At 72.4% G+C, this 25,706-nt stretch carries 25 protein-coding genes; 8 read left to right on the top strand and 17 right to left on the bottom strand.

What is annotated here, in order from left to right:
• Positions 1–11: 11 nt before the first annotated feature.
• Positions 12–671 carry a response regulator gene (locus tag ACFWPT_RS01055; protein WP_380478549.1) on the bottom strand — a complete coding sequence of 220 codons (660 nt, stop codon included), beginning with the start codon at positions 669–671 and terminating at the stop codon, positions 12–14.
• Positions 672–715: 44 nt separating this feature from the next.
• Positions 716–1,927 carry a sensor histidine kinase gene (locus tag ACFWPT_RS01050; RefSeq protein ID WP_380478497.1) on the bottom strand — a complete coding sequence of 404 codons (1,212 nt, stop codon included), beginning with the start codon at positions 1,925–1,927 and terminating at the stop codon, positions 716–718.
• A gap of 179 nt (positions 1,928–2,106) precedes the next feature.
• Here ACFWPT_RS01050 and ACFWPT_RS01045 point away from each other — a divergent pair, with 179 nt between their 5' ends.
• Genes ACFWPT_RS01045 through ACFWPT_RS01035 form a run of 3 tightly spaced genes read left to right on the top strand, consistent with a single transcriptional unit; the run spans position 2,107 to position 4,567 of the window.
• The gene (locus tag ACFWPT_RS01045) at positions 2,107–3,045 is read left to right on the top strand and encodes an ABC transporter ATP-binding protein (RefSeq protein WP_380373136.1); all 939 of its coding nucleotides are present in this window, start codon (positions 2,107–2,109) and stop codon (positions 3,043–3,045) included.
• Positions 3,042–3,797, top strand: a complete 756-nt coding sequence (locus ACFWPT_RS01040) for an ABC transporter permease (protein WP_380478495.1) — start codon at positions 3,042–3,044, stop codon at positions 3,795–3,797. Before ACFWPT_RS01045 ends, ACFWPT_RS01040 begins: the two co-directional genes overlap by 4 nt.
• Before the next feature lie 23 nt (positions 3,798–3,820).
• The gene (locus ACFWPT_RS01035; RefSeq protein ID WP_380478493.1) at positions 3,821–4,567 is read left to right on the top strand and encodes a hypothetical protein; all 747 of its coding nucleotides are present in this window, start codon (positions 3,821–3,823) and stop codon (positions 4,565–4,567) included.
• A gap of 121 nt (positions 4,568–4,688) precedes the next feature.
• Here the strand turns inward: ACFWPT_RS01035 and ACFWPT_RS01030 are convergent, their stop codons facing one another.
• The 3 genes from ACFWPT_RS01030 to ACFWPT_RS01020 are packed head-to-tail and all read right to left on the bottom strand — an operon-like array spanning position 4,689 to position 7,302.
• Positions 4,689–5,351 (bottom strand): response regulator transcription factor, encoded by a 663-nt coding sequence (locus tag ACFWPT_RS01030; protein ID WP_363366990.1) that lies wholly within the window; start codon positions 5,349–5,351, stop codon positions 4,689–4,691.
• Positions 5,348–6,526 carry a sensor histidine kinase gene (locus tag ACFWPT_RS01025; RefSeq protein WP_380478491.1) on the bottom strand — a complete coding sequence of 393 codons (1,179 nt, stop codon included), beginning with the start codon at positions 6,524–6,526 and terminating at the stop codon, positions 5,348–5,350. Before ACFWPT_RS01025 ends, ACFWPT_RS01030 begins: the two co-directional genes overlap by 4 nt.
• A gap of 35 nt (positions 6,527–6,561) precedes the next feature.
• Complete coding sequence (locus ACFWPT_RS01020; protein ID WP_380373126.1) at positions 6,562–7,302, bottom strand: hypothetical protein; 741 nt, start codon at positions 7,300–7,302, stop codon at positions 6,562–6,564.
• A 550-nt stretch (positions 7,303–7,852) separates the two neighbouring features.
• Between ACFWPT_RS01020 and ACFWPT_RS01015 the strand changes: the two genes are divergently transcribed.
• Together ACFWPT_RS01015 and ACFWPT_RS01010 are read left to right on the top strand one after the other, a co-directional pair.
• The gene (locus ACFWPT_RS01015) at positions 7,853–8,626 is read left to right on the top strand and encodes an SDR family NAD(P)-dependent oxidoreductase (RefSeq protein WP_380373124.1); all 774 of its coding nucleotides are present in this window, start codon (positions 7,853–7,855) and stop codon (positions 8,624–8,626) included.
• Positions 8,627–8,724: 98 nt separating this feature from the next.
• Positions 8,725–9,306, top strand: a complete 582-nt coding sequence (locus tag ACFWPT_RS01010; protein ID WP_380478489.1) for a DUF2269 domain-containing protein — start codon at positions 8,725–8,727, stop codon at positions 9,304–9,306.
• Positions 9,307–9,649: 343 nt separating this feature from the next.
• On the opposite strand, the gene ACFWPT_RS01005 is transcribed toward ACFWPT_RS01010, so the two are convergent.
• The 4 genes from ACFWPT_RS01005 to ACFWPT_RS00990 all read right to left on the bottom strand — a co-directional run bounded on the left by ACFWPT_RS01005 (position 9,650) and on the right by ACFWPT_RS00990 (position 14,962).
• Positions 9,650–12,364 carry a phosphatidylinositol-specific phospholipase C domain-containing protein gene (locus tag ACFWPT_RS01005; protein WP_380373118.1) on the bottom strand — a complete coding sequence of 905 codons (2,715 nt, stop codon included), beginning with the start codon at positions 12,362–12,364 and terminating at the stop codon, positions 9,650–9,652.
• 108 nt (positions 12,365–12,472) lie between these two features.
• Positions 12,473–13,003 (bottom strand): RICIN domain-containing protein, encoded by a 531-nt coding sequence (locus ACFWPT_RS01000; protein ID WP_380373115.1) that lies wholly within the window; start codon positions 13,001–13,003, stop codon positions 12,473–12,475.
• The gene (locus ACFWPT_RS00995; protein WP_380373113.1) at positions 13,000–13,530 is read right to left on the bottom strand and encodes an RICIN domain-containing protein; all 531 of its coding nucleotides are present in this window, start codon (positions 13,528–13,530) and stop codon (positions 13,000–13,002) included. Before ACFWPT_RS00995 ends, ACFWPT_RS01000 begins: the two co-directional genes overlap by 4 nt.
• 133 nt (positions 13,531–13,663) lie before the next feature.
• Entirely contained in the window at positions 13,664–14,962 is a 1,299-nt protein-coding gene (locus ACFWPT_RS00990) for a glycosyltransferase (protein ID WP_380373111.1), read from the bottom strand.
• Positions 14,963–15,138: 176 nt separating this feature from the next.
• Between ACFWPT_RS00990 and ACFWPT_RS00985 the strand changes: the two genes are divergently transcribed.
• The gene (locus ACFWPT_RS00985; protein WP_380424559.1) at positions 15,139–15,582 is read left to right on the top strand and encodes an acyl-CoA thioesterase; all 444 of its coding nucleotides are present in this window, start codon (positions 15,139–15,141) and stop codon (positions 15,580–15,582) included.
• Between the two features lie 43 nt (positions 15,583–15,625).
• Here the strand turns inward: ACFWPT_RS00985 and ACFWPT_RS00980 are convergent, their stop codons facing one another.
• The 5 genes from ACFWPT_RS00980 to ACFWPT_RS00960 form a co-directional block, all read right to left on the bottom strand.
• A complete protein-coding gene (locus tag ACFWPT_RS00980) occupies positions 15,626–18,307 on the bottom strand; it encodes an ATP-binding protein (RefSeq protein WP_380478487.1) in 2,682 nt (893 codons plus the stop codon).
• A 173-nt stretch (positions 18,308–18,480) separates the two neighbouring features.
• Positions 18,481–18,597, bottom strand: a complete 117-nt coding sequence (locus tag ACFWPT_RS00975; protein WP_380373184.1) for a hypothetical protein — start codon at positions 18,595–18,597, stop codon at positions 18,481–18,483.
• A gap of 163 nt (positions 18,598–18,760) precedes the next feature.
• Complete coding sequence (locus ACFWPT_RS00970; protein WP_380478485.1) at positions 18,761–19,549, bottom strand: peptidyl-tRNA hydrolase; 789 nt, start codon at positions 19,547–19,549, stop codon at positions 18,761–18,763.
• Positions 19,550–19,656: 107 nt separating this feature from the next.
• Positions 19,657–20,151: a hypothetical protein gene (locus tag ACFWPT_RS00965; protein ID WP_380478483.1), complete on the bottom strand. Its 495-nt coding sequence runs from the start codon at positions 20,149–20,151 to the stop codon at positions 19,657–19,659.
• Between the two features lie 93 nt (positions 20,152–20,244).
• Positions 20,245–21,177 (bottom strand): hypothetical protein, encoded by a 933-nt coding sequence (locus tag ACFWPT_RS00960; RefSeq protein WP_380373098.1) that lies wholly within the window; start codon positions 21,175–21,177, stop codon positions 20,245–20,247.
• Positions 21,178–21,299: 122 nt separating this feature from the next.
• On the opposite strand from ACFWPT_RS00960, the gene ACFWPT_RS00955 reads away from it, so the two are divergent.
• Entirely contained in the window at positions 21,300–21,671 is a 372-nt protein-coding gene (locus ACFWPT_RS00955) for a YbjQ family protein (RefSeq protein WP_063349920.1), read from the top strand.
• A gap of 197 nt (positions 21,672–21,868) precedes the next feature.
• On the top strand, positions 21,869–22,984 hold the full coding sequence (locus tag ACFWPT_RS00950; RefSeq protein WP_380478481.1) for an NAD(P)-binding domain-containing protein: 1,116 nt from the start codon (positions 21,869–21,871) through the stop codon (positions 22,982–22,984).
• A gap of 48 nt (positions 22,985–23,032) precedes the next feature.
• Here ACFWPT_RS00950 and paaE read toward each other — a convergent pair whose 3' ends face one another.
• The 3 genes from paaE to paaC are packed head-to-tail and all read right to left on the bottom strand — an operon-like array spanning position 23,033 to position 25,701.
• On the bottom strand, positions 23,033–24,217 hold the full coding sequence (paaE, locus tag ACFWPT_RS00945) for a 1,2-phenylacetyl-CoA epoxidase subunit PaaE (RefSeq protein ID WP_380478479.1): 1,185 nt from the start codon (positions 24,215–24,217) through the stop codon (positions 23,033–23,035).
• The gene (gene paaD / locus ACFWPT_RS00940; RefSeq protein WP_380478477.1) at positions 24,218–24,775 is read right to left on the bottom strand and encodes a 1,2-phenylacetyl-CoA epoxidase subunit PaaD; all 558 of its coding nucleotides are present in this window, start codon (positions 24,773–24,775) and stop codon (positions 24,218–24,220) included.
• Positions 24,776–24,783: 8 nt separating this feature from the next.
• Positions 24,784–25,701, bottom strand: a complete 918-nt coding sequence (gene paaC / locus ACFWPT_RS00935; protein WP_380478475.1) for a 1,2-phenylacetyl-CoA epoxidase subunit PaaC — start codon at positions 25,699–25,701, stop codon at positions 24,784–24,786.
• Positions 25,702–25,706: the final 5 nt, after the last annotated feature.

Genomic DNA, 25,706 nt, shown 5'->3' with positions numbered 1-25,706 from the left:
CGCGCTGTGCGCTACTCCGACGGCTCGACGAAGCCCGACTCGTACGCGGCGATCACCGCCTGGGTGCGGTCCCGCGCCCCGAGCTTCGCCAGCACACTGCTGACGTGGGTCTTCACCGTCTGCACGCCGAGGAGCAGCAGCTCGGCGATCTCCCCGTTGCTGAGGCCGCGCGCGACCAGCCGCAGCACCTGCGCCTCGCGCTCGGTCAGCGCCGCCCGCTCCATGGTCGCGCGGGCGGCGGGATTGCCGTGGCCGGCCGCGAGGCGGCGGATCGCGGCCGGGAACAGCAGCGACCCGCCCGCCGCCACCAGCCGTACCGCGTGCGCGATCTCGGCCGCCCGGGAGCGCTTCAGCAGGAAGCCGTCGGCGCCCGCGCGCAGCGCCTGGTAGACGTAGTCGTCGTTCTCGAAGGTGGTGACGACCAGGATCTTCGGCGGCTGCTCCCCCGGCGCGCCGGGGCGCAGGAGCTCGCGGGTCGCCTCCAGGCCGTCCAGCACCGGCATCCGGACGTCCATCAGGACGACGTGCGGGCGCAGCGTGCGGGCCAGCGCCACCGCGTCGGCGCCGTCGGCGGCCTCACCGACCACCCGCAGGTCCCCCTGCGCCTCCAGGACGGCCCGCATCCCGGCCCGGACCAGTTCCTCGTCGTCGGCGAGCAGGATGTCGATCATCCCGGCGGAGCCCCTCGCCGGTCCGTCGCCCACAGGATCGTTCGTCACGAGCCCAAGCGTAGGGGCAGCCGGACGGCGAGCACCCACTCCCCGCCCCCGTCGCCCGACACCCCGGCGGTGGCCTCCCCGCCGAGCAGCGTGGCGCGTTCCCGGATGCCGCGCAGCCCCTTGCCGCCCTTGCCGCCCTTGCCCGCCGCGCCGCCCGCCAGGCTCGCCGGGGCCCCGCCGACCGCCGAGCGATTGGCGCAGCGCAGCTCCAACTGCCCGCCCTGAACGGCGATCCGGACGCTGACCGGCTCGCCGGGCGCGTACTTGAGCGCGTTGGTGACACCCTCCTGGACGATCCGGTAGGACTCGCGGGAGAGCACCCCGGGCAGCGCCCCCGCCGACACCTCGATCCGTGCCTCGACCGGGCTCCCTGCCGACCGGGCGGTGTCGAACAGTGCGGGCAGCTGATCGACGCCGGGCTGTTCGGTGGCCGTTCCGTTACCGGCCGCGCCCTCCGGCGTCTCGCGGAGCAGGACGAGGGTGCGTTCGAGGTCCTCCATGGCCCGGCGGCCGGTCTCCTCGATGACTTCGAGCGCCTTGGCGGTGAACACCTGGTCCCCGACCTCCCGCGCGGCACCCGCCTGAATGACCGTCACCGTCAGTGCGTGGCCGATGGAATCGTGCAGCTCGCGGGCCAACCTGTTGCGTTCCAGCAGCCGTTCGGCCCGCAGCTCCGCCTCCGCCAGCCGCTCCGCCGGGGACGGCCCCAGAAGCCTTACCGCCATGGCGAGTTGGAGGCGACCAGCGGACACCACCAGCCAGCCGTAGCCGAGCACCAGCACCGGGGCGAGCGGGAGGTACCAGAACGAGTCCGGTCCGGTCAGCAGGTCGTAGCCGCTGGTGAGGCCGAAGGCCGTCGCGAACCCGACCACCGAGCCGAGCACGACCCGCCCGATCAGCCAGCCGGCGGTGCGCCGCCGGTCCGCCCAGGTGCGGGAGGACTCGACGGCAATGTCCTCCTCGCGGTCGGGCAGCAGCAGCAACCGCGCCTGCACCCCCTCGGCGCGCCGCGTCGCGGGGACGACGGCGACCAGGGTGAGCAGGGCCGTGTCCACCGCGGCGCTCGCGACCACGATCTCGCCCAGGCCCTTGTGGTACGTCCCCGGATAGATCATCAGGACGACGCCCGCGAAGATCCACCCGACCAGCAGGTGCAGCAGGCGCGCGTACGTGGCGCCGGCCAGCAGCGGCGCGAGGATCCTGGGCATTCCACCATCCTGCCAGCTCAGCGGCCGGCCCTGGCTCCCCCGCGAGCCTGCCGCCGTCTCCCTCCCGGGAGGGAGACGGCTCCCGACCCCGGCGGGATCCGCCGGTACAGCCCGCTCCGGTCGAATGTGACCACCAGCCGGACGACCCGGCACCGGAGCACCGAGAGGGGAGCGCGGCCGTGATCGAGATCCAGGGCCTCACCAAGGAGTACGACGGTCGGCGCGTCGTCGACGACCTGTCCTTCGAGGTCCGGCCCGGCCTGGTGACGGGCTTCCTCGGCCCGAACGGCGCCGGCAAGAGCACCACCATGCGCCTGATCCTCGGCCTGGACCGCCCCACCGCCGGAAGCGCCCTGGTCGGCGGCCACCGGTACGCCGAACTCGCCCAGCCGCTGCGGCAGGTGGGCGCCCTGCTGGACGCCCATGCCCTGCACGGCGGCCGCACCGCCGCCGGCCACCTGCGCTGGCTCGCGGCGAGCAACGGCCTGGCGCCGCGCCGGGTGGACGAGGTGCTCGCCCAGGTCGGCCTGACCGACGCCGCCGGACGGCGGATCCGCGGCTTCTCCCTCGGCATGCGCCAGCGCCTCGGGGTGGCCGCCGCGCTGCTCGGCGACCCGCCGGTGCTACTGCTGGACGAACCGGTCAACGGTCTCGACCCGGAGGGCATCCGCTGGATCCGCACCCTGTTGCGCGAACTGGCCGCCGAGGGCAGGTCGGTGCTGGTGTCGTCCCACCTGATGACCGAAATGGCGCTCACCGCCGACCACTTGGTGGTCATCGGCCGTGGCCGGCTACTCGCGGACGCCGCCACCGCCGAGTTCATCGACCAGCACGGCCGGACCAGGATCCGCGTCCGGGCCGTCAACTCGGCCAAACTCGCCGCCCTGTTCGGCGGCGACCCGCTCCAGCAGTCGGACGCCGCCGGCAACCTCACCGTGACCGAGGCCGACGACGGCGCCTGGGAGGTGACCGGCGCCGAACCCGAGCAGATCGCCGCGCTCGCCGCCGCACACGGCGTGGTCCTGTACGAGATCGCGGTCCAACAGGACTCGCTGGAGGAGGCGTTCATGCGGATGACCGCCGACAGCGTCGAGTACCGCGCCGAGGCCACCGCATGAACCCCGGCTCGACCCTCCGGTACCACCTGTGCGCCTTCAACGCCGAACGGATCAAGCTCACCACGCTCCACTCGCTCTGGATCACCCCGCTGCTCGCCTTCGCGCTCACCGCGGGCACCACCACGGCGATCGGTGCGGCCCTCGGCGGATCGGAGCACACCCTCACCGACGACCCCGGCGTGGGCGTCTTCTACGGGCTCAACTTCGGCCAGGCCGCGCTGGTCTGCTTCGCGGTCCTGCTGATCGGCCAGGAGTTCAACACCCGCATGATCGACGTCTCGCTGACCGCCGTCCCCCGGCGCGGACGGCTGTACGGCGCCAAGCTCACGCTCGGCGCGCTGGTCGGCCTCGGCGTCGGCGCGGCAGGCACGGCGGGCGCCTTCGCCGGGTACGCGGCCACCGTCCCCGGCGACTGGGACGGCCCCGCCTTCGTCCGCAGCGCCACCGCCGGCGCGCTCTACCCGGTGCTGCTGGTGGTGTTCTGCCTCGGGGCGACCGCGCTGCTCGGCAACCTCACCGCCGCCATGGGACTGCTGGTACCGGTCGTCTTCCTGCTCTCGCCGCTGCTCGGCGGCGTGGCCGGGGTGCGGCAGGTGGCCCAGTTCCTGCCCGACCGGGCCGGCCAGTACGCACTGCACTACGCCGACGACCCGCAGGTCTCGTACGGGCACTGGACCGGACTGCTGATCATGGCCCTGTGGGCCGGCGCCGCGGCCTACGGCGGCCTGCTCGCCCTGCGGCGCGCCAAGTGACCGCGAACGAAGGGAAGATGACAATGAGCGCGGCCCACGCCCTGCGCGCCGAACGGATCAAGTTCACCACCCTGCCCTCCCAGTGGGCCGCCCCGCTGGTCGCCCTGCTCCTGACCGTCGGGGTCACCGCGGCCGTCAGCGCCGCCTCCGACCCCAAGACCGTGGCCCCCGGCACGGACCCGGCCAACGGGATCTACTACGGGCTGCTCTTCGGGCACGTGGCCGTGGCCTGCCTCGGGATCCTGCTGATCGGGCAGGAGTTCAACACCCGCATGATCAGCACCTCGTTCATCGCCGTCCCCCGGCGCGAGCGGCTGTACGGCGCCAAGCTCACGCTCGGCGCCGGGCTGGGCCTGCTGCTCGGGCTGGCGTCGACGGCGGGCTCGTTCCTGGCCGTCGACGCCACCGTCGGACTGGACTGGTCGACCCCCGGCCTGGCCCGCAGCTTCGTGGCCGGCGTGCTCTACCACCCGCTGCTGGTACTGCTCTGCCTCGGACTGACCACGATGCTGGGCAACTTCAGCGCCGCGCTCGGCCTGCTCGGCCCGATGGTGTTCCTCGGCACCACCTGGCTGGCGGCCATCCCCGGCGTCCGCGAGGCCGGCCAGTTCCTGCCCGACCGGGCCGGCCTGTACGCGATGCACACCCGGACCGAGGGCGGCATCCACTACGGCCACTGGACCGGACTGCTGATCATGGCCCTCTGGACGGCTGCTGCCGCCTACGGCGGGCTGCGGGCGATCCGACGACACCAGGCTTCCGGCGAGTAGCGCCCGACAGCGGGCGGCGGGCCGGTAACCGATGACAACAAACAGATGACAGCAAACAAGTAACAGCGAACAGATAACAGATTTCGAAATCTGTTATCTGTTCGCTGTCATCTGTCATCCGTCACCCGAGCCAGCCGGGGCGGACCAGGCCGGATTCGTAGGCGAGGACGACCAGTTGGGCGCGGTCGCGGGCGCCGAGCTTGACCATGGCGCGGCTGACATGCGTCTTGGCGGTCAGCGGGCTGACCACCAGGCGGCGGGCGATGTCCTCGTTGGAGAGCCCGAGCCCGACCAGGGCAAGCACCTCGCGTTCACGTTCGGTGAGCATCTCAAGGCCGACCGCCCGCGGCTCCTTCGAGCGGGCGGCGAACTCTCCGATCAGGCGCCGGGTGACGCCCGGCGAGAGCAACGCGTCGCCTGCGGCAGCGACCCGGACCGCCCGGAGCAGTTCGGCCGGCTCGGCGTCCTTCACGAGGAACCCTGCCGCGCCGGACCGCAACGCCTCGAAGACGTACTCGTCGAGCTCGAAGGTGGTCAGTACGACCACCCGCACCCCGCCGAGCTCCGGGTCGGCCCCGATCCGCCGGGTGGCCTCCAGACCGTCGAGGCGGGGCATCCGGATGTCCATCAGCACCACGTCGGGACGCAGCTCGACGGCGAGGCACAGGGCCTGCTCGCCGTCGCCGGCCTCGCCGACCACCTCGACGTCGGGCTGGGCGTCGAGCAACGCCCGGAACCCGGCCCGGACCAGCATCTGGTCATCCACCAGCAGCACCCTGATCACCAGTCACCTCTCGTCAAGCGGGCCCGGACTCGGAAGCCCGCGTCGCACGGGCCCGCCTCCAGGGTGCCCCCGAAGGTGGCGACCCGCTCCCGCATCCCGATCAGTCCGGCTCCCGATCCGCCCGCGTCGCCGCCGCCCACCGGGCCCGGGTCGTCGATCTGCACGGTGAGGCCGTCGGCCGTCCGGGAGAGCAGCACGGTGGCCGTCCGGGCCGCGGAGTGGCGGATCACATTGGTCAGGGCTTCCTGGACGATCCGGAAGGCGGCCCGCTGGACGGCGGTCGGCGCCTCCCCGGGGATGCCCTCGGAACGGACGCTGACGGTCAGGCCTGCCCGGCCGGCCTGGTCGACCAGTTCGTCCAGCCGGTCCAGGCCGGGGGCGGGAGTGCGCGGCGCGGTGGCCCCCGGTCCGCGCAGCGTGCCGAGGACCTGCCGGACCTCACCCAGGGCCTCCTTGCTGGCGGCCTTGATCGTCGCCAGGGCGCTTCTGGCCTGTTCCGGGCGGGTGTCGATGAGTTCGAGCGCCACCCCGGCCTGGACGTGGATCAACGAGATGCTGTGCGCCAGGATGTCGTGCAGCTCGCGGGCCATCCGCAGCCGCTCCTCGTCGACGCGGCGCCGCTGTGCCTCCTCCGCGGCGGCTCCGGCGGCGGCGAACTGCTCGCGGCGGACCCGGGCCAGTTCCGCACCGGTCGCGATGAGCAGCAGCACCGCCGCGACGCCCAACTCCTGCCAGGCGTTGGCCTGCCAGCTCCTGGCCCGCAGCCAGTCGTACGGAATCGCGTAGCTCATCAGCAGCTGACCGACGTAGAAGGCGCCGCCGCAGGCCCAGGCCGCCCGCCGCTGCCCGCACTGGACCGCGACGAAGAACGCCACACCAAGGCTGACGAAGACCGGGCCGTACGGGTACCCGGCGAACAGGTAGCCGATGGTGACCGCTGTGGTGCCGGCCATGACCGCCGCCGGGTGGCGGCGGCGCAGCAGCAGCGCGGCGGGGCCGAGCAGGAGCAGCACGTAGCCGAGGGCGTCGAGCTGGACGCGGTCGGGCTGCCGCTGTCCTGCACCGACCGTGCCCGCCACTTGGAAGCAGGCGACGGCCAGAGACGAGAGCACGGGCAGGCCCGCCCGACCGGATCGGTTCCACGGCGGCTTCCACAGCGGGCGTAACTCGTTCATGCCGGAAGGCTAGTTCGACGCGCCGCACCCGGGCATCAGCTCGCGGGTGCGGGTGCAGCTACTCCCACCGTAGTACCCGACCGGCCCGTGGAGGGGGTGCCGCCGTCCCGACGCCACAGCGTCAGGCTCACCGCGACGAACCAGAGGAAGCCGACGTAACGTCCGACCGGGATCAGCAGCGTGGCCGGCTCGGCGACCAGCGAGAGCAGGGACAACATGCTCGCGGCGGACAGGGCCAGTCCGGACCAGGCCACCCAGGCGGGCAGCGCCCGGCTCACCAGCGCGGTGCGCGACACCTGCCACAGGACCACGCCGAGCGTGCCGATCGCGGGCGCAGCGCCGGTGATGAAGGCGAGGTCCATGAGGGCACGGGACACCGACAGGTCCGCGGCGGTGCCCAACAGCGACAGGACCCAACCCACGCTCGCGGACAGCACCAGCAGGACCCCGGACGCACCGCCCGCCGCCCGGACCACACCCGCCCGCACCGGGGTGCCGTGGCGGCCCACGAACTCTGTGAGCCAGGGGACGAACGCCAGCAGCGCCAGCGCCGAGAGCAGTTGGAACAGGGCTCCCACCTGAAGCGAGCGGTGCAGCGCCGCCGGATCGGCGAGCAGGTACTTGCGCACCACGTCGTCGCTGGAGTACGGGGTGGCGAACGGCCCGGAGGGCGCGGTGATGCCGCTGATGACGAGGCCGGCCACGAAGAGGAGCACGTACAGGATGCCGCTGAGCGCTCCCGCGGACGACCGACGGGGCGAGGTGAAGGACGACAAGGTCGACAGCCTCCAGGCAAGGGACGGCGCCGGTTGGAAGGCCCACGTCCGGCGCGGTTCAGTTCACCGCACCGGCCGCGCCGGGGCGTCCTCCGGAGGAAGGCTTCGGCCGTACGCCCGCGCAGGTACCGGACCACCGGCCGCCCTCACACGGGCCTGGTGCTTCAGCCGTGGGTCGCGCCAAGGGCTCGGCCGCCGGGAGAGCACTGCCCTTGTTCTGTGTCAGCAACTGCTCTGAGCCCGGCACTTCGGCCTCCGCCCAGCGTCGTACTGCCGGGACGCGATGCTACGTCAGCAGGAGTATCCCGACGGTCGCCGCTCGGGCGACGACGGCGTGCGGGCGCGGCGACGAGGATTCCTGGGGTCGGCACGGGCGGCAGGTGCCCGCATCGGCGGATCAGTCCGGGGCGACGCGCCGGCCGCTAGGGCCCTCGACCCGGCACGACGCCCGGCCGAAGCCGATGACGCCACCGTCCCCTCCCATGCCTGACGAGACCACGCCGCCCGTCGGCCGACTCACCGTCAACCGAGAATCCACGGAGCCACACTGATGACCACGCCACTGCCCACCTATCCCGATCTCGCGGGTAAGGCCGCCCTCGTCACCGGAGGTTCCCGGGGCATCGGAGCCGAGACGGCAAAAGCCCTGTCCGCCAACGGTGTCAAGGCAGCCGTCGTCGGCCGCGACCGGAGTGCCGTCGACCGGACGGTCGGCGAGATCCGCGCGGCAGGCGGAACGGCGGTCGCGATGACGGCCGACTGCACCGATCCCGCCGACCTCGTACGGCTGCGTGCACAGGCAGAGCAGTCCGTCGGTCCGATCGAAGTGCTCTGCGCGTTCGTCGGCGGAGGCGGCGACCCGGTGCCGATCGAGCAGATGAGCCTGGAGCACTGGCACTCGGTGGTCGACCTGAACCTGACCACCACCTTCCTGGCCGTACAGACCTTCCTGCCCGGCATGATCGAGCGCGGCGGCGGTTCGATCATCACCATGGCGTCCACCGCCGGGCGGCTTCCCGGCGGTGCCGCCGCCTCCTACGCGGCGGCCAAGGCAGGCGTGCTGATGTTCACCCGCCAGGTCGCACAGGAGGTGGGCCGGCACGGCGTGCGGGTCAACTGCCTCGCTCCGTCCCTCATCATGACGGAGAGCCAGCAGGGGCGCATACCCGCCGAAAAGCTCCCGCTGATCGTCAGGCAGTTCCCGCTGGGCCGCGCAGGAGTGCCCGCCGATGTCGCTCACGCCGCGCTCTTCCTCGCGTCCGAGTCGTCGTCCTGGCTGACCGGCCAGACGATCGACGTGGCCGGCGGGCGCATCATGCTCTGACGCCGGTGGCCGGCCGCAGCCGCAGGCCGGCGACCACGGCGCTCGCCACGAGAGCCTGACGCAGGCCCCCTCCCCCGTCGCCTCCCGAAGGACCCCGTATGACCACCCCCGCCGCGTCCTCCGTGGCAACGCCCCATCAGGGCACCCGGCAGCCCAAGAACTTCCGCCTCTCACCGACTGCCCGCAAGAGCGCGGTGGTCGTGCACATCATCAGCTCGATCAGCTGGCTGGGCCTGATGCTCTGCCTGCTCACACTCGGCGCGACAGGGCTGCTGACGGACAGCGCGGAGACCCTGCGCAGCGCCTACCGGACGATGCCGCTCCTCGGCGACGCGCTGGTCCTCCCGCTGAGCCTGCTCTCCCTGCTGACCGGCCTGCTCCTCGCACTCGGAACCCCCTGGCGCCTGTTCAGGTACCGCTGGGTTGCCGTCAAGTTCTGGCTCACCCTGGCCGCCACCGCCGCCTCGATCTTCGAACTCACCGCCCGGCTGCACGAAGCGGCCCACCTGGTGGACCAGCACCCCACCGGCACCATCGCGGACATGCACCTCGGATTCACCCGCTACAACCTGGTGATCATCCCGATCGTCGCGCTGTCGGTGTACGTCGCCAACGTCGTGCTCTCCGTCGTCAAACCGTCGGGACGCCGCCATACCCGGTCACGACCCAGTGGCGGGTGAGCCAAGCCAGGGCCGAGCTCGCTGGATGCCGCGGTAGAAAGCCATGCCGCGCGAACGCGCCGCCCCAAGCGAACAGCTGGCAGATTTCGAAATCTGTCAGCTGTTCGCTGTTATCCGTCTGCCGTCAAACGCCAGACGCCAGACGCCAGCTGTCGGCTCCCGGACGTCAGACCTCAGACCTCAGCAGTCCCCCGCCCCCGCAATGCCGGGTGGTCCGCGATCACCGTGCAGCTACCCGGCGCGATCTCCATGCGCCTGGGTCCTGCACCCGAACCGCACCGGTCGCGATCTACAGGCCGAGCTGGTCACACAAAAGATCAAGGACCTCACGAGCGCCTGATGGTCAGGGGACTTCCCTCAGCCGCCACATCTGGTTGCGGTCACCACTCGTGCACGGCTGGACCTGTACCTGGCTCCCGTGACCGGCGTTGGTCAGGCACCCGTTGCCCATGCCGTTGTGGATGGAGACGGTGCCGGTGTCGGCGTCCTCGAAGATCCACTCCTGGTTCGCGTTCCCGCCGAAGTCGTACTGGGCGACCTGATTGCCGGAGCGGTTCTTATCCAGCACCAGGAAGGAGTTGAGGTTGGTGAACATGAACCGGTTCTCCGTGGTGCGCCGGTACATCTTCCAGGTCTGGTTGCCTCCGCCGTTGGCCCCCCAGGTCACGACCTGGGCGCCGGCCTCCGTGGAACCTCCAGGGACGTCGAGGACCTCGCCGGTGGCCGCGTTCTCTATGTTCAGGCTCTTGCTTTCCATGTTCCAGTCCTGCCACACCGGCTTGCCCAGGTCGCCGCCGCGGTGGACGTCGTCGAGCATCCAGACCTGGCTGCGGTCCCCGCCGCGGCACGCTTCGGTGGTGACCTGGCTGCCGCGCCCCTTGTTGGTCAGGCAACCGCTGTTCGCGCCGTTCTTGATCTGCACCTCGCCCTTCGCCCCGCCGGGGGCGTCGGCGAAGACCCAGTCCTGGTTGTTGGCGTCGGTGAACTCCCATTGCAGGACCCCGGTTCCGCCGCCGTCCTTGTCCAGGACGAGTTGGGAGCCGATGTTGCGGTACATGAAGTCGTTGTCCCAGGCGTGGCGCAGCATCTGCCAGCGCTGGTTGTCGGCGTCGGTGTAGTCCCAGGTGACGACCTTGGCGCCCTTGTCGTGCGATCCGTACTGCACGTCCAGGACGGTGTTGTCGGCGGTGCTGCGGATCGCCACGGCCGGGGCCTCCGGCCGCCAGGTCCGCCAGCCCTTGCCGGTGGTCGGCGGGTTCGAGCGCTGCGGGTTGGCTCCGCCGAGGTCGGTGATCTTCACGTAGTCCACGGCCATCTGCGCGGGGAAGTCGCCCAGGTCGACGCTGCCGCCGAGGTCGCCGCCGACGGCGAGGTTGAGGATCGGGTAGAAGGGGTGGTCGAACACCCACGGGTAGCCGCGCAGGTCCTCCCGCCCGACGCTGAGGTAGGCCTTGCCGTCGAAGAACCAGGTGAGGCGGTCCGGTCCCCAGTCCACCCGGTAGGTGTGGAAGGCGTCGCCGAGGGGCTGGTCGTTCATCAGCTCGCCGCCGATGCCGCCGGAGGCGCTGTAGCCGGGGCCGTGCACGGTGCCCATGAGGCGGTTGGGCTGGTTGCCGATGTTCTCCATGATGTCGATCTCGCCGGCGCCGGGCCAGCCCGCCTGGGGCATGGTGTCGCCCAGCATCCAGAACGCCGGCCAGGCGCCCTTCGCCCCCGGGACCTTGATCTTCGCCTCGATGCGGCCGTACTTCGCGCTGACCTTCCCCGCACCCACGAGACGGGCGGAGGTCACCTCGCAGGGGCCGTAGTGACAGTTCAGACCGCCGGTGTTGTCCTTGCGGGCCTCGATCACGAGATTGCCGTCACCGTCGAGGCGGGCGTTGTCGGTACTGTCCGTGTAGTACTGGCGCTCCTTGTTGCCCCACCCGTTCCCGCCGGTTTCGTACCCCCAGTTCTTCGAGTCGGGCCCGGCTCCGGCGGGGCCGTTGAAGTCGTCCTCGAAGACGGTCTTCTGCGCGGGGTCCTTCCACGGCCGGTTCGCGGCGATGATCGTGTTGATCATCCCGTATCCGGGGTAGTCCATCAGCACTTCGCCTGTTCGGTTCCTCGTCGCGCCCAGCGGGGAAAGGACCTTCGCGTTCACCCGGTCCGCCACGGCCTTGGGATACGCCAAGGCGCTGGAACCGCTCGTGTAGTTCAGGTAGATGTGCTTCGGGTCGGTATCCTTGTCGGCGGCATCGAGCTGGCCTCGGACCTTCTCGACCTTCTCGATGATGTCGCCGTCGAGGACTGACGGCACCGTGTAGTCGTCCTGGATGAAGTAGCTGCCGCCCGTGAGACCGTACTTGCCGCTGAAGTCGCCCACGCTCCGGAACCGCTCCAGCACGACCTTGCCGCGCACCTCGCCCAGGTTCGGCACATCGGCTTGCCCGTTCCCGCTGACCGACGGACCCCAGAAGTACTTTCCGTTCGGGTCATCGGCCAGGTACTTGCGGAAGACGTTGACGCGGTCCTCGCTACTCGTGCTCTTCGGCTTGTCGTTGCAGTCGGTGATGGCACTGCTGCTGTTGTCGCACTCGGCCCGCAAGTGCATCAGGACCGTCTCGCTCGGATGGGACGACAGGAAGTCGCCCAGCACCTTGAGGGCGTCGGCGAAGTTCGCCTCCTGGTACACGACACCGTGGTGGATCGTGAACCCGCCGCCGATCACCCGCACCCGGATGTCGATCGCCCTGATGCCGGCCTGGAGCTGGGCGGCCAGCGTCTTGGCGCTGGCGCCGAAGTCCTCCTGCGTGTAGGTGCTGTCACCACCGCGGATCGACATCGACTCGTGTGTGCCGGGCACGGACAGCCAGCCGAGCGGGGTGTCGTCGCCGAGGTCCTTCATCCAGTCCGGATTGTTCGCCTTCTTCAGCGACTTGTAGGCCGGGTCGTCACCGCTCGCCCAGGCTTGGTTCGGGCTGACGGCGGTGAGGACACCCGCCATGGCGATGACCGCGGTGAGCACGGTGGCGAGTCGGTGCCACCCGTGCCGGATTACGGGCTGGTGACGTTTCACCAGTGTTCCTTTCTTGCTTCTTGCTTCTTGCTTCTTGCTTCTTGCATGCCACGGCCCCGGCGCGGCGAGGAGACGCGCCGGGGCCGGGAGGGAAACGACGGAGGACCGTCAGCGGCGGCGGATCTCCCACTTCTGGTTCCAGCCGCCGTTGCAGTCCCAGAGCTCGATCCGGTTGCCGTTGTCCAGGCCGCCGCGCGGGTCGTCGACACACCTGGTGGCATCGTCGATGGAGTTGCGGATGCTGTCGGCCGAGCCCAGGGCGTGGCTGGAGAACTGCTGGGCCGTGCTGTAGCCGCAGTCCACGATCTGCAGCTGCGCGCCGTTGTAGCTGTTGGCCCAGGGGATGTCGAGGCACTTGCCCCAGTTCTTGAGTGCGAACGAGGTGGAGTTCGAGTCGAGTGAGGAGAGCATCCAGGTCTGGGCGGAGGTGCCGTTGCAGTCGTAGAGCGTGACCGGGGCGCCGTTGTAGGGGTTGTTGCCGGGGATGTCGAGGCACTTGGTGGTACCGGACAGCCGCACCTCCACCGGGAATTCGCCGGGCGGCGGAGCGGCGGAGGCCACGGTGCCCAGCCCGAGGGTGGCGATCGCGGCGCAGGCGGCGACGGCCCCGGCCTTGGACATGAGCACAGCGGGCTTCACCGGATCCTCCAGCCCTGGTTCAGGTTGTTGTTGTCGCAGTCCCACACCTGGACGGGGTTCCCGTTCCATGACCCGCCGTCGGTCTTGTCGGCGCATCGCCGCTCGCCCTGGTCGCTCCGGTTCGACATCCAGTAGTCCGTGTTGTCCCTGCCGAACTGGCGCAGCGACACGTTCCACTGCTGGTTGGATCCCCCGTTGCAGTCCCAGATCTCAAGCTTTGCGCCGTTGTAGCTGTTGCCTGCGGGCAGGTCGAGGCACTTCGACGTCCCCGACACCTTGATCCGGCCGTCCGGGAAGTCGACGTCCCACTTCTGGTTCCAGCCGCCGGTGCAGTCCCAGATCTCCACGGATGTGCCGTTGTCCAGACTCCCGTTCCGCACGTCCAGGCACTTGCCCGGCGACGCGACCGCCTCGATCGGCTTCCCCCAGCCGGTGCCGGCCGAGGCGTCCGGAACCACGGCGAACATGGCCACGACAGCCGCCGCGGCAACCACCGCAGCCCTGCCTGCGCCTGTATAGGTCTTCAACAGGTTTCCTTTCCTTGCAAAAATCGGTGTCGAGGCTCGGCACGCCGAACGGGCAGATGCCGATGCTGAGGACGGCGGGCCGGTCGGCGGCGGGCTCGGTGAGGGCCTTCCCCGCCGGTGTGCGCGGTGCCTCTCAGTTGAGCCCGTCGACCAGGTGGGCGATCACGTCGAGCGGGCGGTGCAGGCTGAGTTCGTCGTGCAGGGCACGGGCCTTCTCCCCGAAGCGGGGGTCGCCCAGGACCGCGGTGACCGCCTCGGTGATCGCGGTCTCCGTCGGGCGTCCGGTGCGCAGATCGATGCCGGCTCCGCTCCACTGCACTCGCGCGGCCACCTCGGGCTTGTCCTCGGATGCGCCTGCCACGACCAGGGGGACGGCGTGGCGGAGCGCGGTGTGCACCCCGCCGTAGCCGCCGTTGGTGACCAGGACGTCGGCGTGCGGCAGCAGCAGCTCGAAGGGCACGTAGCCGCTTGCGCGGGTGTTCTCGGGCAGTTCGCCGAGCAGGCCGGTCAGGATCCGGGGGCCGTCCGGGCGGGCGGTGGCCGCGATCACCAGGACGTCCTGGCCGGCCAGGGCCCGTACGGTGGGGGCGATCAGTTCGTCCAGGTCGTCGTTGGCCACGGTGCCCTGGGTGACGACGACCACCGGCCGGTCCTGCGTCAGGTCGTCCCACCAGCCGGGCAGTTCGGTTTCGTCGCCCGCGGGCGCCGGGAGCGCCCCGATGAGACGCAGGGTCGGCGGGGCGTCGGTGCGCGGGTACTCGAGCCCGGGCACTGTCAGCAGGAGGAAGTGGTCGGCGACGGTGGCGAGGACGTGGCCGAAGGGGCCGTCCGGGAGGGGTGCGTCCACCGTGGCGAAGAGTTCCGCCGCATAGCGCGTGAGCGGCTCCATGAGCGTGGCCACCTCGGCGTTGAGCGCCGCGTTCCGGGCGCGTCCCTCCTCGCCCGGAACCGGCGGCAGTCCGAGGCCGAACGGGGCGGTGTCCACGCTCTGCAGCAGCGGGACGCCGGTCCCGATGCTGACGACCGTCGGCCGCCGGTCCGCCGGCAGCGCCATGGCCAGGGCCTGGGCCCCCACGAAGCCGGAGTCGGCGATGACCGCGACGGCGGGGAATTCCGACAGCAGCCTGTTCAGGGTGCGGTACTGACCGGGCATCGGGTCCAGGAAGACGTTCTTCATGTCGAACGCGACGCGTTCCGGACCCGGCGTGGTCCCGTCCCGCCCGGGGAAGGCGGCGCCCAGGTCGCGGTCGTCGAAGTCGGACTCGGCGGGCAGCGCGACGAACCGCGCGCCCGCCGCCTCGGCGGCCTTGCCGTACCGTGCGCCGCCGAGGAACACCACCTCGTGGCCGCGCGCGACCAGGTCGGCGGTGATGGCGAGCAGCGGTCCGGTGTGGCCGTGCGCCGGAATGGCGGCTGTGATGATCTTGGACATGGGAAGACGCTAGAACCCCGTGCTGACCTGCGGTAACCGTCAACCGGGCCGGGGATACCGCGTACTTTGCGCGGCGGACCGCGTATTCGGCGGCGACGGGCGGCGCACGGTGCCGGGCCGCTCCGTCCCCGCCTAACCTGTCGATGGCCATCCACCGTCCCTGCCTGGAGAACCGAATGAAGGACCCCGGACACTACGAGCAGCTCTCGGTGCACTTCGACGACCTGGACCCCATGGGGGTGCTGCACAACTCCCGCTACGCGGCACTCGTCGAACGGGCGATCCACGCACACTGGCTGCGGCTTGGCTGGGCTCCCGACGCGGCGGTCTCGGCCTTCCCCGACGTCCTCGTGGCCGTCCGCGAGGTCAGGACGACCTTCCATCGGCCGATCACGGGAGTCTGTGCGCCGGTCGTGCACTTCTGGATCGAGCGCATGGGAAGGACCAGTTGCGTGCACGGCTACCGGATCCTGTCGCCCGACCGGTCGGCGGTGCACGCCGAAGGCCACCGGGCCATCGTCAACCTCGATCCGGGAACCGGGCGTCCCGCGCCCTTCAGCGACGGGCTGCGTGTCGCTGAAGGGCTCTCGCCGCAGGTCGCCGGGAGCGCGACGCCGTAGGGCCGGTCCGGGGTTCCGGAACGGACCAGTGGAGGCTTCGTGTTCAGCGGCGCTGGGCGGTCCGCAGCGCGGACGCCAGCTCCGTGCGCCCGGCGATTCCCAGCTTGCGGTAGGTGCGCGTCAGGTGCTGCTCGACCGTGCGCGGCGCCAGATGCAGCCGGCCGCTGATCGCCGCGTTCGTCAGTCCTCGGGCCGCCAGGTCGGCGACGGCCTGTTCGCCGCGGGTCAGGGCGGTCGCCGGCCTGGTGCCGGGGCGCCTTCCGTGGGCGCGCAGCGCCTCGCGGAGGGCGGGCACGAACAGACCCATCCCGTACTGTTCCGCGATCCGCAGTGCCTCGGCCAGTCCGTCCGGCTCGTCGAGCGCCAGCAGGGCCCGCACCAGTGCCGACCGGGCGGGGGTGCCCCGGGTGAGGTCGACGGCCTCGCGCAGCAGGGCCGTGTCCCCGTGGACGATCCCGGCCGCGGACAGCGCGACGCCCAGCGTGTGCGGGGTGCCCCACCGGCGGGCCGGCCGCAACTCGTCGTCGGCCAGTCGGCGGGCCTGCTCCACGTCGCCCAGCCCGTGTGCGGCGAGCGCTCCGAGGGACCGCCAGGGGAGGACCAGCGGGTTGTCCACCGGCGCAGGCAGCAGCCGCCCGCACATGAGGGCGTCCGCGAGCGCCTCCTCCCACCGGTTCTGGGCCAGTCGCAGACCCGCACGCGTACCCGCCACCACGAACTGGTCCGTCGAGCGGAGTTCACCGGAGGCCAGCGCCCCCAGCGCCTCCTCCGCCTCGTCGAGGCGGCCCGCCGCGAGCAGCGCGCCCGCGACGAACCCGCCCACATGGAAGATAGGTCTCCCGCTCCCGGGAGTGGCAGGGGGCCCCTCGACGACCCGGGCCGCGGCCAACGCGTCGTCGGTGTGGCCGGCCAGCAAGGCGCACATGAACCGGACCCAGGCCGTGCCCCGCAACACGACCGGCCAGCCCCGGCGAGCCGCCAGCTCCTCCGCCCTGGCCGTCCAGGCCAGAACGTCGTCGAAGCGTTCGGCTGTCAGCAGCCCCTGGATCGCTCCGTACTGGATGTGCATGTCGGCCGCTTCGGGTTCCCCCGCGCCCCAGAAGAGGTCCAGTGCCCTGGCCGCCTGAACGGCGCCGGCCTCGGCGTCCGAGGCGATCTCCCCGGCGAGCTGGGCGCGGGCCGCACACACGATCGCCAGGCCGTGCGGATGGGCGTCGGCCACGGTCTCCACCTGGTCCAGGACCGCGCGCACCGGGCTGTCGGACAGCCAGCCGGCGCCCATCGAGCGGGCGATCAGTGGAAGAACCGCGGCCAGATCGTGCCCGGCCACCGTGTCGATGACGGCGCCCACCACCGTCGTTCCCGCGCTGAATCCTTGTGTGTTCAAGGTAGCGAGGAGCAGGTCGGAGGCCACCTGGGCGTACAGGTCACCGCTGGTCAGCGGCAGCAGTTCGGCCAGCGTCTCCCGCGCCGCGGCCGTGTCGTCGACGATCAGGGCGGCGCCGAGCCCGGCCCGCAGGCGCAGTCGCCGGCCGTCCGGCAGGCGGGGCGCGCTCAGCGCGTGCCTCAGCAGCGTGGCGGCCGACTCGAACGCCCCCACCCGGTGGCTGCCCTCCGCCGCCTCGGTCAGCACGTCGACCTGCCAGTCCTCGCGGGGCGGCCCGGCCTGGAGCAGGTGGGCGGCGATCCGCTCGGTGCTGAGGAAGTGCCGGTGGCAGAACTCGGCCGCTGTGACGTGCAAGGCACGGGTGCGCAGCGGATTGAGCGTGGCGGCCACCGCCGAGGCGATGATGGAGTGTACGAAGACGATCTCGTCCTGCTCGTACTTCACCATGCGGCCGCGCAGCAGCGCGTCCAGCGCCGACGCCGCCCGGTCCGTCGTCAGCCCGGCCACCTCGACGGCCAGTTCGAGACTGCCGTGGTCCCCGGTCACCGTCAGCGCCTGCGCCAGTTCCAGGGCGCCGTCCACGGTCCGCAGGCGGGACGCGGTGCAGTCGACGACGGCCTGCGAGGTCGCGCTCGTCACGTCCGGGATCGCGTCCCCCGTCGGGCGTACACCGCGTTCCTGGAGCACGGCCAGCGCCTGGGTGACCAGGAACGGGTTGCCGCCGCCCGCCGCGTGGCAGGCCCGAGCGAAACCGTCGTCCACCTCCTGGCCGAACGCCCGTCCGGCCAGTTCCGCGACGTCGCCCACATCCAGGGGCGCCACCCACACCTGGTCCGCACGCGCGGTCAGTTCGGCGACCAGCGGCTCGCCCTCCGTGTCGTCCAGGCGGCGCCCGGCCAGCACCGTGACCGGCAGCGTGCCGATCCGTGTCGCGACGTAGTTGAGGAAACGCAGCGAGGCCGCGTCGGCCCATTGCAGGTCGTCGACCACCAGCAGGGCCGGCCCGGCCGAGGCGATCTCCCTGATCCCCGAGAAAAGAGCCTGGACCGCCTCGAACGGATCCTCGACCCTCGCCTTCAGTACGGCCCCGTCGAGATCCGGAAGCAGCTGCCGTGCAACACCGAAGGCGAACTCACGCTCCAGCACACTGGCGTTGGCCCGGAGCACGCACATCCCAGCGGCGCGGCCGAGATCACCGGCGTACCGCAGCAACGTCGTCTTGCCGATGCCGGCCTCGCCCGAGAGCACGATCACCCTGCCGCGCCCCACACCTGCCGCCCCGACGGCCTCGGCCAGCACCTGGAGCTCCGCAGCCCTCCCCGGCAGCCTTCCCCCCATGACCAGCATGTCCCCACCCCCATGTTCGATCTTGTAACCAGGTAACCCTAACTCCCGGACCCTGCGGAGCCGGCGGGGAGACGGACGCCCCGGCGATCGCGCGGTCCGCGATCCGCCGCCTCGGTACGTCCCCATGCGGGAGCCGGCCACCGCAGGCCAGGACGCCGTGCCGGTCAGCCGGTCAGCTTGAGGCCGTCCTCGAAGTCGACCCGGGCGAGGTCGGTGCGCGAAGCGATGCCGATTTCGGGGAAGACGTCGGCCAGATGGTGTCCGACGGTGCGCGGGCTGATCAGAAGCTGCGCGGCGATCTCCTTGTTGGTGAGCCCCTGGCCCGCGAGGCGGGGCGACGCGGAGCTCCTGCGGCGTGAGGACGCTCACTCACGTAACCGGACCACGGCGCACGGTGAAGCTCCTCACCCGCTACCCTGCCGTGTCGGGTTCAGCGTGGTGCGCTCACGGGCGTCGTAGGCGCGGGGTGGGGCAGTAGCGCGTGCCGCCTTCGAGTGCAACAGTTAGCCCGGGGGCGATCTCGGTGAAGCCCGCGTCCCGGACCAGCGGCAGACCGCTGGCGACCAGCGCCTCCCACGTCTCCGCCGGGGCCGTCCGCACCGCGAGCGCGAATCCGGCCTCGGCCCACTCCTTGCGCTGCGCCTCGTCCAGCCGCCACCAGGCCAGCTGGGCGGCGTGGCCGGTCTGCGCCATCGTCTTGCCCGCGCTCATCTCCAGCTCCGGGTTGAGCCACAGCACCGGCAACCCGGGCTCAGGGGCGCCGACCTCGGCGGTCTCCTCCAGGTCCGTCCCGGAGACCTGGAGCTTGGCGAGGTCCTTCGGCCAGCCGTCCAACGGCACCGGCGGGAACACCCGCACCTCGGCCTCCCGTCCGCTCACCGTGATCCCCGGCAGTTCGCCCGCCCGGCGCCACTCCCCGCCCCGGGCCCGCCGGACCACCTTGCGGATCCGGGCGTCCTCCCAGGCCTCGACCCGCTCCGCCCACTCGCCGTCCGCGTCGGTCACCCGCGAGTCGGACAGCAGGGTGAGCACCGCCCGGGCCGAGGTCTCCAGCGCGTCGGTCCGCCCGGGCGGCGTGGCCTTCTCCAGCCGGACGAGCAGCGGCAGCACGTACTGCGGCCGCGCGTCACGGTCCGCCGGGGCCGGGGAGCCGTCGGCAGCGGAAACGGGCGCCGGAGCGGAATCGGAAGCTGAAGCGGAAGCGGGAGCAGGGGTGTCGAACGGAGAAGTCACCCGTCCAGCATGCCAGCCCCGCCACCCCGGTGATCACGCGGTGCCGGGGGCCCGTACGCCCCTGTCCCTGCCAACCCCCGCCCCTGCACACCCCCGCACACCCCCGCTCAGCGCAGCCGCTGCCGCAGTTCGTCGACGGCCGACCGGATGCTCGCGCTGTAGGCGTCCTCGGGGAGCGCGTCCAGGCTGCGCACGGTGCGCTCCAACTGCTCGCGCGCGAGGTCGGGCTCGCCGAGCTTGAGGTGGTCCGAGGCCAGGTTGAGGTGCAGTGAGGGGTAGAACGCGCGCATCTGGAGGGCGGACTCGTAAGTCTGGGCGCGCTCGGCGGTCAGCGAGTCGGCGGCGGCCAGCGCCCGCCGGTCCCACTCCAGCTCGTCCTGCGGATCGTCCTGCAGGTCGGCCAGGTAGTGGGCGAGGACGCAGCGGTGGAAGACGTCGCCCCGCTCGCCGAGCGCCGCCCAGAGCGCCTCGAAGCTGGCCCGCGCCTCGGCCGTCCGCCCGTGCTGGGCGGCCTGGACGCCGTCCAGTCCGAGCGCGATCCGGGTGAACACCTGGTCGTCCCCGCCTGCCGGACCCGCACGCACATCAGACGTATCGGACATGCCCGCAGCCTAGTCGCCCACCCGTCGCGGCGCCCGAAAAGCCTTTCGAACCACCCCAACCCGGCCCGAAAACCGGACCAGCCCGGCGGCCGGTCAGCGCCGGTAGCCGCGCTGCGGGTCCCGCGCCTCCGCGTCCTCGTACGTCAGGAACCAGCCCTCCGGGTGCGTGGCCGCCAACAGCACTTCGGTGCGCTGCTCGGCGCCCAGCTCCGGATCGCCGTCGTCCGGTCCGTAGACGCCGAACAGTTCGTCGTGGCAGCCGTCCCAGTCGTAGTCGTACAGGTCGGCCGGCAGGTCGCCCATCATGTCGGCCACCGACTCGGGCTGCGCGCCGAGCAGGGCCCGGGCGTCCACCAGGGCCATCCGCAGCCCGATGTCCTCGGCCAGACAGCGCGGCAGCGGCCATTCACCGAGCGCGAGGTCGTCGGCCAGGTCGTCGAGGGCCCGGGCCATGGCGCGGCGCCAGTTCCGGTGCAGCCGCCAGGTGCGCTGGGGCAGGCGGGCGTAGAGCGACCAGTCGGCGTCCTCGCCGTCGACGACCGGGTCGTCACCGTGCTCGTCGAAGTCGTCGTAGGCGGCGTCGGCCAGGCCGATCAGCTGGGCGTGCAGGAGGCAGGCGGTGCGCGGGGTGAGGGTCCAGTCCGCGCCGGCGCCGCCGTCCTCGTCCTCATCGCCCTCCAGCGGGAACAGCTCGGCGAAGTCCGGCGCGAAGTCCTCGGTGACGCTGATCTCCAGCGTGCCGCCGATCGCCTCGACCCCGGGGATCGCGGCCACCAGCCGGTCCGGGTGCAGCAGTGCGCCGAGCGCCGCGTTGGCGTCCTCGGAGACCTCGCGCAGCAGCTCACGGCGCTGGCCGGCCGGGTCGATGCCCTCGAACACCAGCTCCTCGACGGCCCTGACCGCGGCGGCGCGCAGCGCCGGCCAGTCGGTGATCCGCAGGCCCAGCACCACCGTCGCCTCGATCTCCTGCGCGCCGGAGTCCTCCGCCGCGCCCGGCCCCTGTGGATGATCGCTTCGCTCGCCCATGGGGCTACGGTACGGCCTTTCGGCCGCCCGATCACCGGTCTGAACCAGCTTCTGGACCCCTTCTCGGCCATCGCCCGGCCCCGCCTCGATCACTCGGACGTACGACAGGGCAGGATGGGCCCATGGCTGACATCAACGAGTACGGCGGCGGGCAGGGCCCGAACGCCGACGTCCTGGTCGTAACCACCAACGACATCCCCGGCTTCCGGGTCGATCATGTGATCGGCGAGGTCTTCGGGCTGACCGTGCGCAGCCGCCACATCGGCAGCCAGATCGGCGCCGGACTGAAGTCGCTGATCGGCGGCGAGCTGCGGGGCCTGACGAAGACCCTGGTCGAGAGCCGCAACGAGGCGATGCAGCGGCTGATCGAGCAGACCAAGGCGCGCGGCGGAAACGCGGTGCTGATGATGCGCTTCGACGTGACGGAGGCGGCGGACGTCGGCACCGAGGTCTGTGCCTACGGCACGGCCGCGGTGATCTCCCCAGCCGCCTGACCCGGCGCCCGAGCTGACCCGGCGCCCGCGCGGGGCGCCACGCGGCGGGACGGGCAAGCACCCCGGGACCGTAAGCACCCCGGGACCGCGAGCACCCGCAGACGCGGCGGGAACACCCGCCGCACCCCCGATGTTTCACCGGCGTGACTGTTTACGGTGCAACCAATGGCGGGCAGCGGCACGCGGACGCCCTGGTAGTGGACATCGAGGTAGTGGACATCCAGGTGGTGGACGTCCTGGTGGTGGGCGCCGGACAGGCCGGACTGTCCGCCGCCTACCACCTCAGCCGCCGCGGCTTCGCCCCCTACCGGGCGGACGCCGACGGCGGCTTCGTCGTGCTCGACGCCAACCCCGCGCCGGGCGGCGCCTGGGCGCACCGCTCACCGTCCCTGCGGATGGCCACCGTGCACGGTTTCCACGACCTTCCGGACGCCGAACTCCCCGCGCCCGACCCCGAGGCCCCGGCGCGCGAGGTCGTGCCGGGGTACTTTGCGGCGTACGAGGCCCGGCACGCGCTCCCGGTCGTACGCCCCGTCGCGGTTCGCGCGGTGCGCGCCGAGTCGGACCGCCCGGACTCCCGGCTGCTGGTCGAGACCGACCACGGCACCTGGTCCACCCGCGCGCTGATCAACGCCACCGGCACCTGGACCCGCCCCTTCCTGCCCCACTACCCGGGCCACTTCGCCGGTCGCCAACTGCACTACGCCGACTACCGCGGCCCCGGGGAGTTCGCCGGCCGGCGCGTCCTGGTGGTGGGCGGGGGCGCTTCGGCGATCCAGGTGCTGTCCGAGGTGGCGGCGGTCGGCGAAACGGTCTGGGTCACCCGGACCCCGCCCGTGTACCACGAGGGGCCGTTCACCCCCGAGTACGGGCGCGCGGTGGTCGCCAAGGTCGAGGAACGGGTCCGGCAGGGCCTGCCGGTGCGCAGCGTGGTGAGCGTCACCGGGCTCGGCCCGTCGGTCGCCTACCGGCGTGCCGAGGAACTGGGCGCGCTGCACCGCCGCCCGATGTTCGACCGGCTCACCGAGCACGGCGTCGCCTGGGGGGAGGAGGAGCTGACGGTGGACGCGATCGTGTGGGCCACCGGCTTCCGCCCGGAGGTCGGCCACCTGGCCCCGCTCGGGCTGCGCTCCCCCGGCGGCGGCATCGCGCTCACCGGCACCCGCGCCACCGCCGACCCGCGCGTCCACCTGGTCGGCTACGGCCCGTCCGCCAGCACCATCGGCGCCAACCGGGCCGGCCGCGCCGCCGTCAGCGACCTCGTCCACCTGCTCGGCGACCCGGCCAGGCTGCCCGCCCCAGCCGTGGTCTGAAGCAGTCTGGAGGGGAAGCAGGAGAGGAAGGGTGCGGCGGCCGACCGCTCAGCGGTCGTAGTCGACCGTCACCCGGTCGGTGAGCGGGCGGGCCTGGCAGGTGAGGACGTAGCCGGCAGCCAGCTCCTTCTCCTCCAGCGCGAAGTTGCGCCGCATCTCGACCTCGCCCTCGGTGACCAGCGCGCGGCAGGTGCCGCAGACCCCGCCCTTGCAGGCGAACGGCAGGTCGGGGCGGGAGCGCTGGGCTCCGTCCAGGATCGAGCGGTCGCACGGCAGGGAGAGCGTGCTGCCGCGCCCGTCCAGGACGACGGTGACCTCGCTGTGCGGGCCGTCGGCCGCTCCCGCCGCGCCGTCCCGGTCCTCCGGGCGCTCGGACACCGGCTCGTCCTCGGCGTGGAACAGTTCCTGGTGCACGAGCTCGCCCGGCACGCCCAGCCCGGCGAGCAGTTCCTTCGCCCCGACGACCATCCCGAACGGGCCGCACAGCCACCAGTGCCCGACGCTCCCGACATCCACCAGCGCCGCCAGCAGCGCCCGCACCCGCTCCGGGTCCAGCCGCCCGCTGAGCAGTTCCGCGTCACGGGTCTCCCGGGACAGGACGTGGACCAGCTGGAAGCGGCCGAGGTAGCGGTCCTTCAGGTCGGCCAGCTCGTCCGCGAACATCACGGTGTCGCTGCGCCGGTTGCCGTACAGCAGGGTGACGGTGGAGCTGCGGTCGGCGGCCAGGACGGACGCGGCGATCGACAGCATCGGGGTGATGCCGGAACCGGCCGCGAGCAGCACGTGCTCGGCCGGAACGCCGAGGTCGGGGGTGAACAGGCCCGACGGCGTCAGCACGTCCACCTCCTCGCCCGGCCCCGCGTCCCGCACCAGCCACCGGGAGAACAGCCCGCCGGGCACCTCCCGGACGGCGATCCGCAGCGGCCCGCCGACGGGGGCGCAGATCGAGTACGAGCGGCGCTCGTCGACGCCGTCCACCACCTTGCGCAGCGTCAGGGTCTGCCCCGGCCGGAAGGCGAAGTCCGCCGCGAGCCCGTCCGGCACCGCGAAGGTCACCGCCACGGCGTCGTCGCAGATCCGCTCGACCCGCTCGATCCGCAGCCGGTGGAAGGTCGGGCGGCGGGCGGGGCGCACCGTGGAGACCGCGGCCTCAGCGGGGGCGTCAGCGGGGGCGTCGGCGTCAGCGTGCGCGGCGGCGTCGGCCTGGGACGCGGCGTGCGAAGCGGCGGGCATTCAGATCTCCTTGACGCGTTCGAACGGCTCCCGGCAGGCTCGGCAGCGCCAGAGCGCCTTGCAGGCGGTGGAACCGAAGCGGGACAGCTCCTCCGTGTCCACGTCGCCGCAGCGCGGGCAGGGCACGGGAACGGCTGCGGCAGCGGCTGCGGCAGTGCCGGCCAGAGTGGCGGTGGGGGCGGTGGTGCGGGTGGGACCGAGCACGAGCGGGACCGCGCCGGCCACGCCGGCGGCGGAGGTCGGCCGCGGCGGGGCGATGCCCGCCTCGGCGAGTTTGCGGCGGCCCTCGGCCGTGATCAGATCGGTCGACCACGGCGGATCCAACCGCAGCCGGACCCGGACGTCCCGGTACCCGGCCGCGCGCAGCCGCCGGTCCACGTCGGCGGCCATCTCGGCCACGGCGGGGCAGCCCGAGTAGGTCGGGGTCAGCCAGGCGGTCACCGCGCCGTCGTCCACCTCCACCTCGGCCAGCACGCCCAGGTCGGCCAGGGTCAGCATGGGCAGCTCCGGGTCCGGCACGGCCGCCGCGACCTCCCAGGCCGTCCCGCGCTCCGTCACCGCCGCGCTCACCACGTCGCCCCCGGGTGCGCGCGGGCCAGCACCTGGAATTCGGCGAGCAGCGGGCCGAGCGCCTCGGTGTGCACGCCGTCCCGGCCGGCCCGGCCGAGCACGGTGGCCAGCGGCTGCCCGTCCGGTACGGTCAGCCCGGCCTCGGCGAGCACGGCGCCGAGCGAGCGCAGCACCGGTTCGCGCAGCGCCGCCGGATCGGCGCCCGTCCGCAGCTCCACCGGGTGGGCCGTGAACAGTTCCTCCAGCAGCGGCCAGAGCGCGTCCAGCCCGGCCTGCATCCGCGCCGAGGAGTACGGCGTGCCGTCACCGAGCCGAAGCGTCCAGGCGGTGGCGTACTCGCGGTGGTACGCCAGCTCCTTGACGCCCCGGGCGGCGACCGCCGCCAGCACCGGGTCCGGGTGCGCGCTCAACGCCTCGTACAGCGCGCACCGCGCGGTGGCGAACAGCAGCAGCCGGGCGACCGAGTGGGCGAAGTCGCCGTTCGGGACCTCGACCAACCGGACGTTGCGGAACTCGTGGTCCTCCCGCCAGTACGCCAGGTCGTCCTCGGTGCGGCCGGAGCCGTCCGCCTGGCCGGCCCGGGTGAGCAGCAGGCGGGCCTGGCCGAGCAGATCGAGGCCCAGGTTGGCGAGCGCGACCTCCTCCTCCAGCTCAGGCGCCCGGGTGCACCACTCGATCAGGCGCTGGGAGAGGATCAGGGCGTCGTCGCCGAGCATCAGGCAGTAGGCGGCGAGGTCCGCGCCGTCCACCCCGGCGGGCACGGCGGTGTCCACGCCGAGCAGCGGGTCGGCGAAGCCCGTCCCGTACGCCCAGCGGCCCTCGCCCTCGGGGCCGGGCGTGGCTTCGGCGAGGCCGAGGTAGACATGGTCGTCGGGGTCGGCGCCGGCGCCGGCCTGCGTGCTGTGGTCCTGCATGGCGG

Origin of the sequence: Kitasatospora sp. NPDC058478, assembly GCF_042720345.1 — a bacterium.
In the GTDB taxonomy this organism is placed as follows: Bacteria; Actinomycetota; Actinomycetes; order Streptomycetales; family Streptomycetaceae; genus Kitasatospora.
This window is presented reverse-complemented; position numbering and strand designations above follow the sequence as displayed.

Coding starts and splice junctions, on each gene's coding strand:
- ACFWPT_RS00990 (WP_380373111.1), bottom strand. CDS start 14,962: ATGTCCAAGATCATCACAGCCGCCATTCCGGCGCACGGCCACACCGGA.
- ACFWPT_RS01010 (WP_380478489.1), top strand. CDS start 8,725: ATGACCACCCCCGCCGCGTCCTCCGTGGCAACGCCCCATCAGGGCACC.
- ACFWPT_RS00955 (WP_063349920.1), top strand. CDS start 21,300: ATGGCTGACATCAACGAGTACGGCGGCGGGCAGGGCCCGAACGCCGAC.
- ACFWPT_RS00960 (WP_380373098.1), bottom strand. CDS start 21,177: ATGGGCGAGCGAAGCGATCATCCACAGGGGCCGGGCGCGGCGGAGGAC.
- ACFWPT_RS00980 (WP_380478487.1), bottom strand. CDS start 18,307: ATGGGGGGAAGGCTGCCGGGGAGGGCTGCGGAGCTCCAGGTGCTGGCC.
- ACFWPT_RS01050 (WP_380478497.1), bottom strand. CDS start 1,927: ATGCCCAGGATCCTCGCGCCGCTGCTGGCCGGCGCCACGTACGCGCGC.
- paaC (WP_380478475.1), bottom strand. CDS start 25,701: ATGCAGGACCACAGCACGCAGGCCGGCGCCGGCGCCGACCCCGACGAC.
- ACFWPT_RS01035 (WP_380478493.1), top strand. CDS start 3,821: ATGAGCGCGGCCCACGCCCTGCGCGCCGAACGGATCAAGTTCACCACC.
- ACFWPT_RS00965 (WP_380478483.1), bottom strand. CDS start 20,151: ATGTCCGATACGTCTGATGTGCGTGCGGGTCCGGCAGGCGGGGACGAC.
- ACFWPT_RS01025 (WP_380478491.1), bottom strand. CDS start 6,526: ATGAACGAGTTACGCCCGCTGTGGAAGCCGCCGTGGAACCGATCCGGT.
- ACFWPT_RS01040 (WP_380478495.1), top strand. CDS start 3,042: ATGAACCCCGGCTCGACCCTCCGGTACCACCTGTGCGCCTTCAACGCC.
- ACFWPT_RS00985 (WP_380424559.1), top strand. CDS start 15,139: ATGAAGGACCCCGGACACTACGAGCAGCTCTCGGTGCACTTCGACGAC.
- paaE (WP_380478479.1), bottom strand. CDS start 24,217: ATGCCCGCCGCTTCGCACGCCGCGTCCCAGGCCGACGCCGCCGCGCAC.
- ACFWPT_RS01015 (WP_380373124.1), top strand. CDS start 7,853: ATGACCACGCCACTGCCCACCTATCCCGATCTCGCGGGTAAGGCCGCC.
- ACFWPT_RS01055 (WP_380478549.1), bottom strand. CDS start 671: ATGATCGACATCCTGCTCGCCGACGACGAGGAACTGGTCCGGGCCGGG.